The 17,960-nt window shown below is 63.7% G+C and carries 13 protein-coding genes; 4 read left to right on the top strand and 9 right to left on the bottom strand.

Features of this window, described 5'->3' with window-relative positions:
- Positions 1–6: 6 nt before the first annotated feature.
- From ATB98_RS03380 to ATB98_RS03370, 3 genes are all read right to left on the bottom strand, one after another.
- The gene (locus tag ATB98_RS03380) at positions 7–1,509 is read right to left on the bottom strand and encodes a diguanylate cyclase domain-containing protein (protein WP_066868997.1); all 1,503 of its coding nucleotides are present in this window, start codon (positions 1,507–1,509) and stop codon (positions 7–9) included.
- Between the two features lie 190 nt (positions 1,510–1,699).
- Positions 1,700–2,530: a TolB family protein gene (locus ATB98_RS03375; RefSeq protein ID WP_066869062.1), complete on the bottom strand. Its 831-nt coding sequence runs from the start codon at positions 2,528–2,530 to the stop codon at positions 1,700–1,702.
- A gap of 14 nt (positions 2,531–2,544) precedes the next feature.
- A complete protein-coding gene (locus tag ATB98_RS03370; protein ID WP_066868995.1) occupies positions 2,545–4,227 on the bottom strand; it encodes an NAD+ synthase in 1,683 nt (560 codons plus the stop codon).
- Between the two features lie 270 nt (positions 4,228–4,497).
- On the opposite strand from ATB98_RS03370, the gene ATB98_RS03365 reads away from it, so the two are divergent.
- A complete protein-coding gene (locus ATB98_RS03365; RefSeq protein ID WP_084435271.1) occupies positions 4,498–6,414 on the top strand; it encodes an LTA synthase family protein in 1,917 nt (638 codons plus the stop codon).
- A gap of 368 nt (positions 6,415–6,782) precedes the next feature.
- On the top strand, positions 6,783–7,682 hold the full coding sequence (locus ATB98_RS03360) for a hypothetical protein (protein WP_084435269.1): 900 nt from the start codon (positions 6,783–6,785) through the stop codon (positions 7,680–7,682).
- Positions 7,683–7,703: 21 nt separating this feature from the next.
- On the opposite strand, the gene ATB98_RS03355 is transcribed toward ATB98_RS03360, so the two are convergent.
- The 5 genes from ATB98_RS03355 to rpiA form a co-directional block, all read right to left on the bottom strand.
- Positions 7,704–8,099 (bottom strand): GFA family protein, encoded by a 396-nt coding sequence (locus ATB98_RS03355; protein WP_066868990.1) that lies wholly within the window; start codon positions 8,097–8,099, stop codon positions 7,704–7,706.
- 316 nt (positions 8,100–8,415) lie between these two features.
- The gene (locus tag ATB98_RS03350) at positions 8,416–9,789 is read right to left on the bottom strand and encodes a class II 3-deoxy-7-phosphoheptulonate synthase (RefSeq protein ID WP_066869056.1); all 1,374 of its coding nucleotides are present in this window, start codon (positions 9,787–9,789) and stop codon (positions 8,416–8,418) included.
- Positions 9,790–10,045: 256 nt separating this feature from the next.
- Positions 10,046–11,437 carry a glutathione-disulfide reductase gene (gor, locus tag ATB98_RS03345; protein ID WP_066869053.1) on the bottom strand — a complete coding sequence of 464 codons (1,392 nt, stop codon included), beginning with the start codon at positions 11,435–11,437 and terminating at the stop codon, positions 10,046–10,048.
- Positions 11,438–11,607: 170 nt separating this feature from the next.
- Positions 11,608–12,150 carry a DUF2059 domain-containing protein gene (locus ATB98_RS03340; protein WP_066868988.1) on the bottom strand — a complete coding sequence of 181 codons (543 nt, stop codon included), beginning with the start codon at positions 12,148–12,150 and terminating at the stop codon, positions 11,608–11,610.
- 119 nt (positions 12,151–12,269) lie between these two features.
- Positions 12,270–12,965 (bottom strand): ribose-5-phosphate isomerase RpiA, encoded by a 696-nt coding sequence (gene rpiA / locus ATB98_RS03335; RefSeq protein WP_066868985.1) that lies wholly within the window; start codon positions 12,963–12,965, stop codon positions 12,270–12,272.
- A 217-nt stretch (positions 12,966–13,182) separates the two neighbouring features.
- On the opposite strand from rpiA, the gene ATB98_RS03330 reads away from it, so the two are divergent.
- The gene (locus ATB98_RS03330) at positions 13,183–13,866 is read left to right on the top strand and encodes an HAD family hydrolase (RefSeq protein WP_066868982.1); all 684 of its coding nucleotides are present in this window, start codon (positions 13,183–13,185) and stop codon (positions 13,864–13,866) included.
- 88 nt (positions 13,867–13,954) lie between these two features.
- Here ATB98_RS03330 and ATB98_RS03325 read toward each other — a convergent pair whose 3' ends face one another.
- The gene (locus tag ATB98_RS03325; protein WP_066868979.1) at positions 13,955–15,853 is read right to left on the bottom strand and encodes a L,D-transpeptidase family protein; all 1,899 of its coding nucleotides are present in this window, start codon (positions 15,851–15,853) and stop codon (positions 13,955–13,957) included.
- 507 nt (positions 15,854–16,360) lie between these two features.
- On the opposite strand from ATB98_RS03325, the gene fumC reads away from it, so the two are divergent.
- Positions 16,361–17,752, top strand: coding sequence for a class II fumarate hydratase (gene fumC, locus ATB98_RS03320; protein WP_066869051.1), 1,392 nt, complete (start codon positions 16,361–16,363; stop codon positions 17,750–17,752).
- Positions 17,753–17,960 lie beyond the last annotated feature (208 nt).

Genomic DNA, 17,960 nt, shown 5'->3' with positions numbered 1-17,960 from the left:
CGGGGCTCAGCCGATCTTCTTTGCCGCCTTCCCGCTCACGTCTGCCGGCCTGACGTCGTCACCGGAGCAGAAACGGTTGCGTCCGCGTTTCTTGGCGAGGTAAAGCGCGGCGTCGGCGACCGCCATGAGATCGCGCCCGGTCCCCCCATGAGCGGGATGGAAGGCGATGCCCGCACTGGCGCCGACGAGCAGCATCCCGCCGTCGAAAGTCACCGGCAAGGCGGCGTCGTGCACCAGCCCTGCCGCAAGGTCGCGGGCGGTCTTGGCGTCGAGCGCCCCGGAGAGAATGACGGCGAACTCGTCGCCGCCGAGACGGGCGACGGCGCCGTGCTCTGCGACGCGCGCGCGGAAACGCGATGCGACCGCCGTCAGGACGGCGTCGCCTGCGGCGTGACCATGCTGGTCGTTGACCGCCTTGAACCGGTCGAGATCGACATAGACCAGCGCGAAGCGTTCGCCGGCGCGGAAGGCCGCTTTCAGCGCCTCCTCGAAACCGCCGCGGTTCAAAAGCCCCGTCAGCGGGTCATGCGTGGCCATATGGCGGTTCAGCGCCTCGCTCTGCTGCAGCGCTGCGAAGACCGCCGAGAAGCGCAAGGCTACGAAGGCCATCAGCAGTGCGGCCGTGATCGCCATGATGATGACGCTCGGCAGGATCTCGGCGCGCAGGAAGCCGCCCGGCGACTTCGGTGTCCAGGCGAGAACCGGACAGGAGAAATCCGCACACCGGCCCGCCGCCACGTGAGCGCTCTCTGCCGGCAGGCGTCCGAGCGGCACGAAGGCGAGCCCGCTCATCCCCAGCTTCGTCCCGATGCCCTGCATCGCCATCGCCGTGATCGGACGCACCGACACCATGAAGGCGGGATTGCGGCGTTCGCGCGAAATCTCCAGGCTGTCGGGAATGACGGCCTGGACGATCGCGATGCTCATCTCTCCGTCGATCGAACGCAGGTCGACCGCGTGAATTCCGGGGACGGCCGGGGCCGTCGATCGCCTGTCGGGCTGAACGATATCGAGGACATAGGAGCCCTTGTCGTAACGCAACGCACTCTCGTAGCGACGCGCGGCCTCCTCGACGAGATCGCTGACGCTTGCCAGCATTTGGCGGGCCTCAGCGCCCGCTACCGAAGCGCCCTGGTGAACGACCGTCGATGCATTGAGCCCGCGATCGGTGATGATCAACCACGAGAAGCGGTAGTCCTCCCAAAGCCAGTCGATCAACTGGTCGGAGACGAACGCGTCGCCAAGCTCGCCATCGGCAAGTTCCTCATAGGTCTCCGTCCAGAAGGACAGCTCCGCCTGGTACTGGATCGCGGCGTCCATCTGATGGCGCAACTCGTTTGCCACCAGTCGGCGCTCCGCCGAAAGGCCGAAGCGGTCCGCTTCGCCGACCGCCCGATTGAGCACGAAGAGGAGACTGGCAATGATCAGGACCGCCACAAGCGCGCAGGCGACATGAATCGCCCAAACGGTTCTGTTTCGCCCAAGGTCTTGAAACTTCTGCTCGATCACGACACGCCCCCGCGGCCCAGGTCTGGCGCTGCCCGCGAGAATCAGACCGACTGAGGACGAGCATATAAACCAATGAAAAAGTTTGGACTAAAAAAGCTGGTATTGAAATGCTTAACACTTTCCACCGCAGCGCGCGCCCCACGACCGATTGGACGCGCGAAAGTCGTTGGGTACGCTTTCGATGAGCGGCTCACAGCCCTTCCGGCTGGTACCGCACGAAGGCAAAAGCCGTGCCCGAGGGCGACCAGTTCGGGACGTTCATCGTCCCCTGCCCGCCGAAGAGCGCGAGAATGATGCGCGCATTGCGGCCCTCGGGATCCATCAGCCGCAACCGCACGTCGCGGTCGCGCGGATGATCGAAGACGTCGCCGTCATAGGAAAGCACGAGCAGATGCCTGCCGTCGGGCGACGGATGCGGAAACCAGTCGCCGTAGGGGCTATCGGTGATGCGCTCGACATCGCTGCCGTCCGGCCTTGTGCGCCAGATCTGCATGCGGCCGGTGCGGCTGGAGTTGAAATAGATCCACTGGCCGTCCGGTGACCAGTCCGGCCCGTCATTGCGGCCCTCCCCCTGGGTCACGCGGCGCTCGGCGCCACCCTCGACCGGGATCGTATAGATGTCGAAGACATGGTCGCGAATGCCGCAATAGGCCAACAGGCGCCCGTCGGGCGACCAGCCGTGCCAGTAGGACGGCAGGCTGCGCGTGACGAGCCGCGGCGTGCCCCCTTCGATCGGGAGGACATAGATCGCCGACATGCCGAACTGGGTCTTGTCGCTGATCACGAGCGTCCTGCCGTCGGGCGAAATGCCGTGGTCGTTGTTGCATTGCCGGGCAAAGCCGGTATCGATTTCCGCGGGCCCGGAACCGTCGAGGGCAAGCCGGTAGAGACTGCCATCGCCATTGACGATGAGGAACTTGCCGTCCGGCGACCAGTTCGGCGCCTCGACAAGGCGCTCGGTCTGCCAGACGACGCGCGTCTCGCCGGTCGCAACATCGAAGATCTCCACCGAGCTGCGCATCGCCATCCCCTGTGCTATCCCCTGTCGCGGAAACGATTGGTGATCGGGTAACGCCGGTCGCGCCCGAAGTTCTTCTTGGTGATCTTCACCCCCGGCGCCGACTGCCGGCGCTTGTATTCGGCGATGTAAAGCAGGTGCTCGATGCGATGGACCGTCGCCTCGTCATGGCCGCGCGCGACGATTTCCTCCGTGCTCATCTCCTTTTCGACGAGGCATTCGAGAATATCGTCGAGCGCCGGGTAAGGCGGCAGGGAGTCCTGGTCGGTCTGGTTCGGGCGCAGTTCGGCCGACGGCGCCTTGTCGATGATGTTCTGCGGGATGACTTCGCCGGAGGGGCCGAGCGCCCCGGGCGGAACGGCGCCGTTGCGCCAGCGCGCCAGCGCATAAACCTGCATCTTGTAAAGGTCCTTGATGGGATTGAAGCCGCCGTTCATGTCGCCATAGAGCGTGGCGTAGCCGACCGACATTTCCGACTTGTTGCCGGTCGTCACGACCATCGAACCGAACTTGTTGGAGAGCGCCATCAGAATGGTGCCGCGGGTACGGCTCTGAAGGTTCTCCTCCGTGATCCCCGGCTCGGTTCCCTCGAAGGCGTCGGAGAGGGCGCTGAGGAAGCCCTCCACGGGCTCTTCGATCGCAACGACGTCGTAGCGGCAGCCGAGCGCCTTGGCGCAGTCGGCAGCGTCTTTCAAGGAATGCTCGGACGTGTAGCGGTAAGGCAGCATGACCGTGCGGACGCGCTCCTCGCCGAGCGCATCTACGGCAAGTGCGGCGCAGATCGCCGAATCGATGCCGCCCGACAGGCCGAGAAGAACACTCCTGAAGCCGTTTTTGTTGACGTAATCCCTCAAGCCCAGCATGCAGGCGCGGTAATCGGCCTCTTCGCCTTCCGGGATGCGGGAATTGACGCCGTTGCTGGAGACCCAGCCGTCCTCGCCCCTTCTCCACTGCGAGACGGCGACCGCCTCCTCGAACTGGCTCATCTGGAAGGCCAGCGACTTGTCGGCGTTGAAGGCGAAGCTCGCACCGTCGAAGACCAGTTCGTCCTGCCCGCCGAGTTGGTTGGCATAGATCATCGGCAGGCCGGTCTCGATCACCTGCTTCAGGACCACCTGATGGCGCACGTCGACCTTGCCGCGATAATAGGGCGAACCGTTCGGCGACAGCAGGATTTCGGCGCCGCTTTCCGCCAGCGTCTCGCAAACGCCGAGCTCGCCCCAGATGTCCTCGCAGATCGGGATGCCGATCCGCACGCCGCGGAAGTTGACGGGACCCGGCATTTCGCCGGCGTCGAACACGCGCTTCTCGTCGAACTCGCCGTAGTTCGGCAGGTCCACCTTGTCGCGCACGGCAATGACCTTGCCCGCGTCGAGCACCGCCACCGAATTGTGCCTGAGGCCGCCGGCCTGGCGCGGGAAGCCGATGACGACGCCCGGCCCGCCGTCCGCCGTCTCCGCCGCAAGCTTCTCGACGGCCTGCTCACAGGCCTTCAGGAATGCCGGCTTCAGCACCAGGTCCTCCGGCGGATAACCGGAGACGAAGAGTTCGGTCAAAAGCAGGAGGTCGGCGCCCTGGCGCGCCGCATCCGCGCGCGCCTCACGCGCCTTCGCGAGATTGCCGGCGATATCGCCGACGGTCGGGTTGAGCTGTGCCACGGCGATCCGTAGCGTGGAAGGAGCGGTCTTCTGTGCAGTCATCGGCTGGCCTGTCGGTCTCTCATCGCGAATGCATCGGGCATCCTCGACAGTTCTTACCCCATCCGGCGGCAAAAAACCCACACCCAATCGCAAGGAAAACGGAAAATCCGGAAAAAACTCTGCGTTCTCCGTTCGTTACGGCGGGCGGTCGGAAATCGTTCGCGGCGCGAGGAACTCGGAGAAGGTTGTGCGGGTTCGATCATTCATCCCCCATTCAAGATGACAGTCGTATGACAGTTAGAAGAAATATTTATGAAATTGGAGAAGCCGTTGGCCCGTATCGATTCTGCCGCCACGTCACGTTCTCAAGTCTACGTCGATAGGCCAGGCTCATCCATTAGACAGACTCTGTCGGGCACGCGCAGCGCCCTCGTTACGCTTTTCCTCGCGACGGCGCTCGTTTTCTTCGTCGAATGGATCGTGCGCCGTTCCTTCCCCGACACCGTCGCCTATTTCCTCGACCCGATGCGTCCGGCCTGGACCACGGTTGCCGCCTTCTTCCTCGTCATGCTTGCGCTCGACGCGCTGTTCGGCCGCGAGCACAAGGGGGCTCTGCTCGTCGCGCCGCTTGCCATCCTCCCGGCGTTCATCTGCCAGCAGAAGCAGGTGTTCCTCTCCGACCCGCTCTATCCGACCGACTTCCTCTTCGGCCGGCAGATCATGGAACTGATGCCGGTGCTCGTGAAGGACCGGCCGTGGACCGCCGTCGGCGTCGTCGCGGGCCTCCTTGCCGCGGTCGTCGTCACGGCCCTGCTTCTTCGCTATGCCTGGCGGAACTTTCCCAAGCTGAAGCATAGAGAGCGCCTCGCGCGAATCGTCTTCGCCCTGCCGCTGCTCGCCGCCTTCTGGCACATCATGGACTACAACCAGTTCTCCTGGGTCCGCGACCGCCTGCGGGTCATTCCGATCATGTGGGACCAGACCGAGAACTACCGGCACAACGGCTTTGCCCTCGCCTTCGCGATCAATCTCCCGATGGCGAATGTCAGCGCGCCGGCGGGCTACATGGCGGATGCGATCGACCGTATTCCGGTGAAGCCGCTTCCCGCCGGCACGACGCATCGCGCCAAGCCGGACGTGATCGTGCTCATGAGCGAGTCCTTCTGGGATCCGACCCGCCTGCCGAAGGTGAAGCTGACGCCCGATCCGATGCCGACGATCCGCGAAATGCAGGGCGGCGACGTCTTCTCGCCGGAGTTCGGGGGCATGACGGCCAATGTCGAATTCGAGGCGCTGACGGGCTTCTCCAATGCATTCCTGCCCTATGGCAGCATTCCCTACCAGCAATATATCCGCAATCCGATCCCGTCGCTTGCCACCTTCTTCCGCAGCGAGGGCTATGTTTCGCGCGCCATCCACCCTTTCCAGGGCTGGTTCTGGAACCGCACGGCCGTCTACAAGGCATTCGGCTTCGACACGTTCAGGTCGGAAGAGAACATGCCGGCGATGCAGAAGCGCGGGATCTTCGCTTCGGATGAGGCGCTGACGAAGGAAATCATCCGGCAGGCGGATGCCATGGAGGATCCGTTCTTCTTCTTTTCGGTGACCCTGCAGGGCCATGGCCCCTACGAGCCGAACCGCTATGCGAAGAACACGATCAAGGTCGAGGGCAATATCCCCGAAGCCGACCGTCAGGTGCTCGCCACCTACGCTCAGGGCGTCAAGGAAGCCGACGATAGCCTGAAGATGCTGATGGACTGGGCGAAGAAGCGCGATCGCGAGACGATCATCGTCCTCTTCGGCGACCATTTGCCGCCGCTCAACACGGTCTACACCAGCACCGGATACATGAAGGACGTTACCGCGGAGCGCAAGGGGCCGAAGGACCAGATGAAGGCCCAGCACGAGACGCCGCTTGTCGTCTGGTCGAACAAGACTGGTGCGAAGAAGGACATCGGCACGATCAGCCCCGCCTTCCTGTCCTATCAGATCCTGAAGCAGGCAGGCTACGAGCATCCCTACTACACGGGCTTCCTCGGCAAGGTCTACGACCACTTCCGCGTGCTCGACCGCTACATGCTGATCCGCAAGAACGGCAAGGAGGTCGCGGACTGGCTCCGCCAGCCGAAGATCCCGCCGTCGCTGCGCGACTATCGCTTCCTGCAGCACGACATGATGTTCGGCAAGCGCTACAGCACCGAGCGCTTCTTCAAGTCCCACGCCGAACTGCTCCAGGCCGGCTTGTGATTTGTCGCCTCGGGACGGATGAACCGTTCCGGGGCCGCCTCCCTACAGCGCCATTCCGCAAACCCGCTTGAGAGGTCCTCCGCACCTCGCGCTTTCACGCGGCGCGCTTTATGTTCTCTGCGCCCCCTCCGGCCGCCCGCACCCCCTAATCGCATCGGAAACAAAAACGCGAGCTTGCGCATTAAGGACAACGCGTGAATGCTAAATGCATGTCGCCCAAAAGTGTGCAGCGGTTCTGGGAAAACGACACGCATGAAAACAGAACCTGAAGCGCATCGCATGAAGACATTCAATCGAGACGCGCTTTAGGGGTGTCGGGGCCGACGAACACGGTCCCGGCCGATGGAGATTGGGGGCACGCGCAATTGATGCCGCATGTCGTAGCGAAGCAACCCGTCGAGCAACCGGCTCCCGCCGGCTTTACCGTGCATGCTCTTCTGCAAAATCCGGAGTTCCGACCGGTTCTGCAGGCGGCCGCGCGCACATTGATTTCCGTGAACGATCTCTTCCCGCGCATCGCCCGCCTCGTCGCCTCTCACCAGAAATGGATGCTCACCCAGGCCGCCTATGCGCTGCACCTCGAACGGGATCCCGACAACCCGGATTCGGGCATCACGGCCGCGAGGCTGCTAAAACTGATGCGCGATACGGGTGGCGCCAGCCGCAACACGACGGCGGCTTTCCTGGCGGAACTCGTCGCCTATAAGCTGCTCCGCCCGGCGGCCGGCGGGCGCACCCGGAAAGCGCGCCCGCTCGAGCCGACCGAGGCCAGCCGCGATGCCATGCAGCTCTGGTTCAGGAGCCAGATGAGTACGCTCGATCTCCTCGACGGCGGCAACCGGGTACGACGCGTCGAGGACGACGCCACTATTTTCGAGCGTGCCCAGCCGTTGGCCGCCCGGCGCCTCCTCGCCGACGTGAAGTGGACGAAGCCGCCGGACGGCATTGCCGTCTTCGTCTGGTCGGAGTCGGGCGGCATAATCCTCGACGATCTGATGGCGCACCCACCGAGCCTGGCACCGGTGGACGGCAAGATCTGGATCGACGTCAATCTGGCAAAACTCGCCGAGCACTACCTGATATCGAACACGCATCTCCGGCGGCTGTTCGCCTATGCCGAGACCGGCGGCTATCTCGGAAGGGCCGACGCCGGCCGGCGCGGTCGATTCTGGTTGAGCGCGCGGCTGGTCGAGGAATACGCCTCCTGGCAGGCGATCAAGGTCGAGGCGCTGGCGAGCGCCTTCGATCAGGCCGCCGATCGGCGTTGACGATTGGGTCGCTCTTTCGTTTCATCGTGAGCCGGCGAAACGTGGCAACGCGTCGTCGATATCGTAATAGTCGCCCTTGTCGGCGCAGAAGATATGGTAGCCGGGTTTGAGCCCGGTCGGCGTCTCGAAAGCACCCGCGAGGATCGAGGTGTAGTCGAGGCCCTCCGCTTTCCAGAACAGCGCAGATCCGCAGTGCCGGCAGAAGCCGCGCCGGGCCTCGCCGCTCGAGCGATACCAGGTGACGTGATCGGCGCCTTCCAGTTCCAGTGCGCTGTCGAGGACGTTGGTCGCCGCATAATAGAGACCCGTCTGCTTCCGGCATTGCGAGCAGTGGCAATATATCAACTCGCGCAGTTCCCCATGCGTCTTGAACCGCACGGCGCCGCAAAGGCAGCCGCCCTGATGGATTTCCGTCATTACCTACTCCACTCATAAGTTCCGCAAGCGGAACGATAAGGAAAACGTGCAGCAACCGAAGCGCTACAGTGACATTTACGCGTCTGATCGGACACGCGGCGGCGCCCAAAGCGCGTCGCGATTGAATGTCTTCATGCGATGCGCTTCAGGTTCTCGCTTTATGCGTGTCGTTGTCCCAAAACCGCTGCACACTTGCGGGCGACATGCATTAGACGTGAAAAAGCCGGACCAGATTTGAAGCCGGCCCGGCTAATGTCAAATTCAGACGATGCGTTCGAGGTTCAGATTTTTTGAACCAGCGACTTTTCCGAAACGATCAGCCGTTGACGACCATTCTCTTCTCGTCGCGGCCGCCCTTCATGCGCTCGGCGAGCAGGAAGGCAAGCTCCAGCGCCTGGTCCGCATTGAGACGCGGATCGCAATGGGTGTGATAGCGGTCGGCGAGATCGTCGCCGGAGAGCGCGCGTGCGCCGCCGGTGCATTCGGTCACGTCATTGCCGGTCATCTCGATGTGAATGCCGCCCGGGTGCGTGCCTTCGGCGCGGTGAATCTGGAAGAAGCTCTCCACTTCCGACAGGATGCGCTCAAAGGGGCGGGTCTTGTAGTTGTTGAGCGTGATCGTGTTGCCGTGCATCGGATCGCACGACCACACGACCTTCTTGCCTTCGCGCTCGACGGCCCGGATGAGGCGCGGCAGGTGCTCGGCGACATTGTCATGGCCGAAGCGGCAGATCAGCGTCAGCCGGCCCGCCTCGTTCGCCGGGTTCAGGATATCGATCAACTCCAGGAGGCCATCCGCCGTCAGCGACGGGCCGCACTTCAGGCCGAGCGGATTCTTGATGCCGCGGCAATATTCGACATGCGCATGGTCCGGCTGGCGCGTGCGGTCGCCGATCCAGATCATGTGTCCGGAGGTCGCGTACCAGTCGCCCGACGTCGAGTCGACGCGGGTCAGCGCCTGCTCGTAGCCGAGCAGCAGCGCCTCGTGGCTGGTGAAGAAATCCGTTTCGCGCAGGCTCGGATGGTTCTCCGCTGTAATCCCGATCGCCTTCATGAAATCCATGGTTTCGGAGATGCGGTCGGCGAGCTTGCGGTAGCGCTCGGCCTGCGGGCTGTCCTTCACGAAGCCGAGCATCCACTGATGCACGTTCTCGAGATTGGCGTAGCCGCCCATCGCGAAGGCGCGCAGGAGGTTGAGCGTCGCCGCCGACTGACGGTAGGCCATAATCTGCCGTTCCGGATTGGGCACGCGCGCCTCTTCCGTGAACTCGATGCCGTTGATGATGTCGCCGCGGTAGCTCGGCAGCGTCACGTCACCCTGCTTCTCCACGCCCGACGAGCGCGGCTTGGCGAACTGGCCGGCGATGCGGCCGACCTTGACCACCGGCTGCTGCGCCCCGAAGGTGAGCACGACCGCCATCTGCAGGAAGGCGCGGAAGAAGTCGCGGATCGTGTCGGCGCCGTGCTCGGCGAAGCTCTCGGCACAGTCGCCCCCCTGCAGCAGGAAACCGCGTCCTTCGGCGACATTGGCAAGGGCGCTCTTCAGGCGCCGTGCCTCACCGGCAAAGACCAGCGGCGGATACTTCGCGAGACGTGCTTCCACCGTCTCGAGCGCTGCGAGGTCCGGATAGTCCGGAACCTGCTGAATGGGTTTTTGCCGCCAGCTGTTCGGAGTCCAAGTCTGTGCCATTTCCATCACCTGTTGTCTGACGCGGATAGGGCCGCGCCGCGCCCCTGCGGCTCTGCCGCCCGGCATCCGGATTTCCATGCATCCGCACCGGCAGCCCCGCCGATCAGCGATCGACCGCCACGCGCCACGTGCCAACCACTTCGCGGATGCGGGCTTATAAACGTTAACAGGAGGCTTGGAAAGCCATTCTACCAGAAAACATGGAGTGCAGCGCCGTTGCCGGGAATCGCCGCTGCACGCGGTTCGGCGACCCGCATCAACCGACCCGTTCGCCCTTTCTGACGCGATAGCTCGGCTGGTACATCGTCACGAGCTCTTCCGCGGCGGTCGGGTGAACGGCCATGGTACGGTCGAAATCGTCCTTCGTGCAGCCCGCCTTCAGTGAGATACCGAGCAGTTGCGCCATCTCGCCAGCGTCGTGGCCGAGGATATGCGCCCCAACGACCTTGCGGTCCGACGTACTGACCACCAGCTTCATGATCGTCTTTTCCTTGCGGCCCGACAGCGTCGCCTTCATCGGCCGGAACTCGGCGCGGTAGACCTCGATCTCGTCGAACTTCAGGGCGGCCTCGTCCTCCGTCAGCCCGACGGTGCCGATCTCCGGCTGCGAGAAGACGGCCGTCGCGATCAGGTCGTGGTCGGGCGAGGTCGGATTGTTCTTGTATTCGGTTTCGATGAAGCACATCGCCTCATGGATTGCGACCGGCGTCAGCTGCACGCGATTGGTGACGTCGCCGAGCGCATAAATGCCCGCAACGCTCGTTCGCGAATAGGCGTCGACGAGGATCGCGCCGAGTTCATTGGTCGCGACACCGGCCGCCTCCAGCCCGAGGCCTTTCGTGTTCGGTACGCGGCCGAGCGCCAGCATCACCTGGTCGACGACGATCTCGCCATGTTTCATGGTATCGGCGACACGCCGTCCTTCCGCGTCGAGCGACACCGACTGGATGATGTCCTCGCAGAGAATGCGGATTCCCTTCTCCTCCATCGCGGCGTGCAGGCCGCGCCGCATATCCTGGTCGAAGCGCGACAGGATCTCCTTGCCCCGATAGATCAGCGTCGTTTGAACGCCGAGCCCGTGGAAGATGTTGGCGAACTCCACGGCGATGTACCCGCCGCCGGCGATCAGGATCGACTTCGGCAGTTCGGGCAGATCGAAGGCTTCGCTGGAGGTGATGCAGAGCTCATGGCCCGGCAGCGCATCATGCGGGCTCGGATGGCCGCCGACCGCGATGACGATGCGCTCCGCGGTCACCGTCCTGCCGCTGGCGAGCAGCCGAACCGCGTTCGGTCCGGCGAGTTCGGCCCGCGTGTCGAGGATTTCCGCGCCTGCATTCGCGAGCCCCTTGCGGTAAAGGGCCTCCAGCCGGGTGATCTCCTGCTCCTTCGCCGCGACCAGTTTCCGCCAATCGAAACGGCTCTCGCCCACGGTCCAGCCGAAGCCGGCCGCATCCTCGAAATGCTCGGAATATTGCGAGGCATAGACATAGAGCTTCTTCGGCACGCAGCCGCGGATCACGCAGGTGCCGCCATAGCGGAACTCCTCCGCGATCGCGACCTTCTTGCCCATCGCCGCCGCCAACCGTCCGCTTCGGACACCGCCAGAACCGCCGCCGATCACGAAGAGGTCATAGTCGAAAGCGCTCATGGAAAACTCCTGAAAGGAAACGGCATGTCGGATGCGGCCACCGCTTGGAAACATCGGGCGAAAGCGCGAGCGGAGTCGGCTTTCACCCTGATATAGTATTGCGATGCAAAAAAAGAAAAGCCCGGATCGCTCCGGGCTTCATCAGCAGGCGAGCCGCCGGCCTTCGATCATTATTGCGCGGGCGCCGGGGCCGCGGCGTTGGCCGCAGGCGCGCTGCCGATCTTTTCGTCGAGCGATTTCGTGGCTTCGTTCGTGAGGTCGCGCGAAACACCGGCTGCCCAGATGTCGGCGGCCTTCAGCAGTTCCCGGGTGACGAGCGGCCCGTCGTTGAGGAGCTTCTTGCCGGCTGCCGAGTTGTAGAATTCGGTGATCGCATTCAGCTCTTCGACCGTGAAGGTCTTGGCGTAGATCGTTGCAGCTTCGCGCTCCAGGTCGGAGCGGCGGGCGGCGAGGCCGAGCGCCTTTTCATCGACCGTCGCGGTGATCAGCTCCTGATGGTTCGGCGAAGCCTGGATCAGGGTGTTCTTCAGCCGTTCAGCGAGGTTCGGCAGGATGTTGTCGAAGTTGTTGGTGACACCGAGCGCGGCGATCGTCGCACGGGCCGCCTTGATCTGGTCTTCCGTCACGTCCTGTGCCCGGACCGCCGGGACCGATGCCGAAAGGAGGACCGCGACGGTGGCGAATGTGCGGGCAAGACCTGCGAGGTTTTTCATTTTTATCCATGCTCCTGTGTTGGCACCGACCGCCCGGCCCTTTAGCCGCCGCCAGGCAGGCAGTGCGGAAATCTGTTTTGCGGCGCCGTTCTCGCCGCGCACCTCACGAGCCTGCCGGCTCAGGATGCCGTCAGCTTGCGTGCGCCCTGCGGGCCGGCAATGACCGCCATCGAGGCCATCCCGATGAACAGCCCGTGCTCGACCACCCCCGGTATGGCGTTCAGCTCCGCCGCGAGCGCCTCTGCATCAGGAATACGGCCAAAAGATGCATCGAGAATGAGGTGTCCGCCGTCCGTCATGAAAGGTCCGTCGCCCGCTGCCCGGACGACGATATCGCCCGTCAGACCGAGGCGCGCGGCGACCTTCTCGATTGCCAGCCTGGTCGCGACCTGGCCGAAAGGATTGACCTCGATCGGCAGCTTGAAGGCGCCGAGCACGTCGACGACTTTCGATTCGTCGGCGATAACGATCATCCGGGCCGAGGCGCTCGCGACGATCTTCTCGCGCAGCAACGCGCCGCCGCCGCCCTTGATCAGGCGCAGCTTTTCGTCGAGTTCATCCGCCCCGTCGATCGTCAGGTCGAGTTCCGGCAACTCGTCGAGCGACTTCAAGGGTACGCCGAGTTCGAGGCAGAGGCGTGCGGTGCGCTCCGACGTCGGAACGCCGGTAATCTTGAAACCGGATGCGACCTTCTCTGCCAGCAGCCGTACGAATTCCTCCGCGGTCGACCCGGTTCCGATCCCGAGCCGCATGCCATTCTCGACATATTCAAGTGCCGCCTCGGCAGCCTTGATCTTCATCTGGCGGGCGTCCATGCGCCAATCGCTCCCTCTCTAATCCAGTCGGCGCAGCCGGCCATCCGCCGTCCCCGCCCGATTTCCGCTGAGACACTTACACGCCCGTCGCGGCAAACGAAAGCCAAAATGCGCCGCCCCGGGAGGATTCAGGCGGCGCTCCGACCTTTGTCGCCATTGCATTTCCTGACGACATCGCCTACCCCGGCGGACCAGGCTTTTGCAGCACGAGGTTCCGGTGTCCCAGCCCCTAGTCGTCTTCGATCTCGACGGTACCCTCGTCGATACCGCTCCCGACCTCGTCGCGAGCCTCAACCATGTCGTGGCGCAGGCCGGTATCGAACCGGTTACTTACGCCGATCTCACCCATCTGGTCGGCCACGGCGCGCGGGCCATGATCGAGCGCACCTTCGCGCTGCGCGGCAAGGCGCTGAGTGAGGAACAACTGGTCCGGCAGATGAAGGAGTTCGTCGAATTCTACCACGGGACCATGCCGGGTGAATCGGTCCCCTACCCCGGGCTCGTGACCGCGCTTGACCGTCTGCAGGATGCCGGATTGAAGCTCGCCGTCTGCACCAACAAGCCGGAAATGCTGGCAAAGCGCCTGCTCGAGGGACTGGGGCTGCTCGGCCGCTTCGCGGCCGTTACCGGCGGCGACACTTTCACCGTCCGCAAGCCGCATGCCGAGCATCTGCTTTCGACGGTCGCCAATGCCGGCGGCAAGGTCGAGCATTCGGTCATGGTCGGCGACAGCCTCAACGACATCCTCGTTGCCCGGAACGCGGCCGTTCCGTCGATTACCGTACCGTTCGGTTACTCCGACGTGCCGATCGAAAGCCTTTCGCCCGACCGCATCATCCACCACTTCGACGAGTTGACGCCGCACCTCGTCGAGACCGTGCTTTCCCGCAAGCGCAAATGATAAAGGGCCGCTGACGCGGCCCTCTCGTTGGCACGGGATGCGCTCACATGCGTTCGCGCCACCCCCTATCTGATTGTCTTGCCGCGCTTCAGCCTTCCAGGTGCCGCGCCTTGCGCGTCGCGTCGAAGGCACGGTTCATGTACATGTCGCGCCCGTAGACGTCGCTGAAATATTCGACGGTTCCGTCCTTGTTCGGCCACGCCGTGAAATAGGAGACGTAGACGGGCACCTTCGACGGGACCGGCAGGGCCTTGTTGCGGCCGCTGGCGATTTCCTTGCCGACCTCGTCGACGCTGACGCCGAGGACTGCTGCCGCCATGCGGCGCGGCTCGGCGAGCCGCACGCAGCCATGGCTCAGCGCCCGCTGGTCGCGCTTGAAGAAGCTCTTCGACGGCGTATCGTGCATGTAGATCGCGTGCGAGTTGGGGAAGAGTATCTTGAGCTCGCCGAGCGCATTGTCGCTGCTCGGCGGCTGGCGCACCGCGACGGAGGTAGTCGATCCGTACCAGTCGACCGCCGATGACGGAACCACCCGGCCGCCGACCTCCACCTGATAGCCCATGCGGTCGAGGTAATTGGGGTCGCTCCTGAGCTTCGGCAGCATCTCGTTGACGAGGATCGACTGCGGCACGCCCCAATAGGGATTGACCTCGACGGTCTGGATCTCGTCCTGGAAGAAATAGGTCTGATTGCTCTTCGAACCGACCACCACACGCATCGAGAACTGCTCGGCACCGTTCTCCGTATAGGAGGCGGTGAAGGCCGGCTGGTTGATGAAGACGTAGCGGTCGCCGAGCCCGTCAGGCAGCCAGCGGGCCTGCTCCATCGCGATCTCGACCTTGTTGATCTTGTCGGCGACGGTATCGCCGCCGGTAAGGACGCGGATCGACGCCTGCCCGACGACGCCGTCGGGCTTCAGGCCGTTTTCCTTCTGGAAGGCCTCGACCAGGGTGACGAGTTCGGGCGTATAGTCGGGCGTCCCCTGGTAGCCTGCCAGCACGGCGGCATGCTCCTGCTTCAGCGCCTCCGATCCCTTCAGCATGATCCCCTGAATGACGTTGGCAAGCTCGGGATTGCTCTCGCCCGGCTTCAGCAGCGTTCCCGGCGCGATTTCGACGCGCGGGCTTGCATCCTTCTGCGCCCGGAGCCGCTGGAGCTCCTGCTTCAGGGCCGCAAATTGCGAGCTCTTGGGGTTCTGCTCCTCGATGAGGGCGGCAACATCGCCGCCTGCCGCAAGCTTGTCGAGGAAGGCGAAGAGATCGACGCTCTTGCGCTTGAAGTCGTGATAGCCGGAAATCCTGTTCGGGTCGATGCGACCGCGCACGGTGTCCTGCACATAGGTGAGCACCGCGACCGACGTGGCGATCTCGAAGCGGGCGAGATCTTTCTGGCGTGCAGTCATGTCGGCACGGTCGTAATCGTCGGCGGGAACGGCAACCGCGTAGTCCGAAGGATCGAGCCCGACGCTTGCCGCATCCTTGAGCACGGCGAGCGCCGACTTGGCGCGGGCATTCACCTCACCGCCCTGGACCCACAGGAAATCGCTCCGCCCGGCGTAGAAGGCCTCCACCGCCTTGGCGACTTCGGCCGTGGCGCGCACATCGACTTCAGGCAGGAACTGACGGGCATTCGAAGTCGGCGCACGCACCATGGGCGGCAGGTCATAGGTCCGCACCGAGCCGGTGACGACCGGATCGAGCAGCCGCTCGGTCGCGACCTTGCGCAAGGCGTCGGCCTTGTAGCTGTAATAGCGCGGGCTGGAAACGCGCGGCGGCTTTACCGCGGCCCGATCTTCTGCGGTCGGCGGCACCGCCATGCCGAAGCCGGGCATCGGCTGGACGGGCTGGGCCCGCTCCGGCGCCGTTCGCTTCTTGCCGCCACGAATGAAGTCCATCAGGGTGATGGCCTCCGCAGGCCGCACATCCATGGTTGCGATCGCACAGGCGCCCATGAGCGCGACAACCGCTGCCGATTTGATAAGTCTCATAAGAATAAATGTCCCCGTATCGCGTTGCTGCCGAATACGGCCGCTGCCAGATTCTCGCCACGCCCTCGTGCTTCGAGACTTATAGAAAAGGATGGTGAATGAAAAGGAAACGACCGCCCTCAAAATCCTCCCGGCGCAGAGGACGGCAGCTCCGATTTCGCTCATCCGAAGTCGCTGCGTGCATGGTAAAAACTTGATTTGCATTCCTTTTATCTCGTCCCGCGACACGGCGATGTTCCCCGCGGCACAGAGCGCCCGGCCACGGAACACGCCGGATGTGACAGAAACGTCACATCGCCGGCAGCGGCAAGCGCGTGACGCTCGCGTGGGCAACGGATTGCCGCGCTGCAACACTTCAAACGATTGTAGGCGCTCGGCGCCGCGGCGGCCCCCTTTACAAGCCGACAGGCTCGGGGCAGAGAAATGCCCGGCACCGGGAGGAGACCGGCTTAGGACCTGGTTTCTCGCCTCGGCTTCATGAACCGCATGATGAAAGCAGGTAGCACGATGACATCGACGCGCACGGAAACAGATACGTTCGGCCCCATCGAAGTAGCAAGCGACCGCTACTGGGGCGCCCAGGCCCAGCGTTCGCTCGGCAATTTCAAGATCGGCTGGGAGAAGCAGCCGCTGGCGATCGTCCGTGCGCTTGGCATCGTCAAGCAGGCGGCCGCGCGCGCAAACATGGCGCTCGGCCGGCTCGACCCGGAGATCGGCGACGCCATCGTCAAGGCGGCGCAGGAGGTGATCGACGGCAAGCTCAACGATCATTTCCCGCTTGTCGTCTGGCAGACGGGCTCCGGCACGCAGTCGAACATGAACGCCAACGAGGTCATCTCCAACCGCGCGATCGAAATGCTCGGCGGCGTCATGGGCTCGAAGAAGCCCGTGCACCCGAACGACCATGTCAACATGAGCCAGTCGTCGAACGACACCTATCCGACGGCCATGCACATTGCTTGCGCGGAACGGGTCGTCCATGACCTCTTGCCGGCGCTCAAGCACCTGCATAAGGCGCTCGAGGAAAAGGTCCGGGCCTTCGATCACATCATCAAGATCGGCCGCACCCATACGCAGGACGCAACCCCGCTGACCCTTGGCCAGGAATTTTCGGGCTATGCGGCGCAGGTCGCCTCCTCGATCAAGCGGATCGAGATGACGCTGCCCGGCCTTTGCGAGCTCGCCCAGGGCGGCACCGCGGTCGGCACCGGCCTCAACGCCCCGGTCGGCTTTGCGGAGAAGGTCGCGGAAGAAATCGCCGCAATCACCGGCATCGCCTTCACCACCGCGCCGAACAAGTTCGAGGCGCTGGCGGCGCATGATTCGATGGTCTTCAGCCACGGCGCCATCAACGCGACCGCCGCGGCACTCTTCAAGATCGCCAACGACATCCGCTTCCTCGGCTCCGGCCCGCGCTCCGGCCTTGGCGAGCTGTCGCTGCCGGAAAACGAGCCGGGCTCGTCGATCATGCCGGGCAAGGTCAACCCCACCCAGTGCGAGGCGCTGACGCAAGTCTGCGTGCAGGTCTTCGGCAACCATGCGGCGCTGACCTTCGCCGGCAGCCAGGGCCATTTCGAGCTCAACGTCTACAATCCGCTGATGGCCTACAACTTCCTGCAATCGGTGCAGCTCCTCGCCGATGCGGCCGTCTCCTTCACCGACAATTGCGTCGTCGGAATCGAGGCGCGCGAGGACAACATCAAGGCGGCGCTCGAACGCTCGCTGATGCTGGTCACCGCGCTCGCACCGAAGATCGGCTACGACAATGCCGCCAAGATCGCCAAGACCGCGCACAAGAACGGCACGACCTTGCGCGAAGAGGCCGTCGGCGGCGGCTACGTGACCGATGCGGAGTTCGACGCGATCGTCCGTCCGGAAACGATGATCAGCCCGGCCTGACCGCCAGTCGGCCGCGGCCCGGCGCCGCGGCCTTCTTCTTTCGAGCCATCATGGCTTCCGCTCGATTGTCTCGCTCCCGAAGCAGCATCCCTATTCTGATGATCGATAAAATTAAATCGATCGCCGCAAGCAATCGTTAAGACTTCGCAAATCATTTTCCCCTAGAAGTCACCAGTTATTAGAAAACAAAGAATTAAGAGGATTGCAT

Source organism: Sinorhizobium saheli, assembly GCF_001651875.1.
GTDB lineage: Bacteria > Pseudomonadota > Alphaproteobacteria > Rhizobiales > Rhizobiaceae > Sinorhizobium > Sinorhizobium saheli.
This window is presented reverse-complemented; position numbering and strand designations above follow the sequence as displayed.